Raw genomic sequence first — 1,100 nt, forward strand, 5'->3', positions numbered from 1 at the left:
AGTCCCGTACCGTGGACAGGTTAATCATGGGCTGGCCGAGTTTTTCCTCACCATCCACCTGATCCACCTGATCGGTCTGGTTGATGATATCCACCAGGTGGCGCCCTTCGGTAACGCCCCAGAACACCTTGCGAATGCCCACCCGGGATTCCCAGCCATCACCCACATGAATCCAGGACAGCTCGCGAATATCCCAGTGGGTTCGCTCTGTATCGTGTTCGTCCACCCGGGCATAGGGGATAAAGGTGAACAGGTCATCACGATTGTTCCACTCATGGAGTATTTCCGGCTTGATGTAGCCGGAAGCGTTCGTGGAATAATCCGCCCGGGCATAGGGAGAGTCCTGAGTAAAATAACGCCCTTCCAGCGCCACTTCACCGCGAAATTCCCACGCAGAGGAGATGAGTGGCACTGCCAGCAGCGATGCCGTAACCAGCCAGTTCTTCATGTTTTTGGCGGAAGAAATCAACGGGCGCGTTTCAGGCTGTTCTTGTTGAAGTCTGACTCACTCAGCCCCGTGTCATAGCGGTAGTTGCTCCAGAACAGATCCGTGGATTTCCCTGTCTGGTGATTGACCATGGACATCTTGCCGGGCTGCCAGTACTTGTCCTGGTACTGTGAAAAATCACTGGCGGTGAGCGTCTTGAGCAGGCTTTTCTTGCGATCGTAATAGTCCACTTTCCAGGTCCGGTATTCCTGTTGGTCAATCCAGGAAACCTGGCGGGTGTAGCCCGAATCCTCATCTTGCGGGTAACGCTCGACCACGAAACAGGTCAGTTCGCCGCAGGGTTCATCGCGCAGGTACTTGTAGGTGTACTTTTCCACCTCCTGCCCGCGCATGTCTTCAAAACTGAATTCACTGCCCATGAAAGGGCCGGATTTGTTCCGTGAGGCAATGGTTTTCACCCGGCGCAGCGCGGGCAGGTACAGCCATTGGTCGTCGTCACGGGTCTTGTAGCTGAACGTAAGCATGGCGGTGCCGCGCACGTCACGGGGGGTATCGAAGATGGTCAGGCTCTTGTCGCCCTCTTCCTCACCGGTTCCTTCCAGCGTCTTGACGCGCAGCTCGCGCTCCGAGGTCTGGCCACTCTTGCTGATCA

1 protein-coding gene and 1 pseudogene are annotated in these 1,100 nt (G+C 56.0%); both read right to left on the reverse strand.

Annotated features, from left to right (window positions below; genetic code table 11):
* Positions 1–448 (reverse strand): annotated as a pseudogene (locus A3730_RS07890) (hypothetical protein); the annotation flags it as partial.
* Between the two features lie 17 nt (positions 449–465).
* A partial coding sequence (locus tag A3730_RS07895; RefSeq protein ID WP_063537863.1) for an outer membrane lipoprotein-sorting protein occupies positions 466–1,100 on the reverse strand: 635 nt, incomplete at its 5' end.

The sequence above is a fragment of the Alcanivorax sp. HI0044 genome (genome assembly GCF_001634945.1).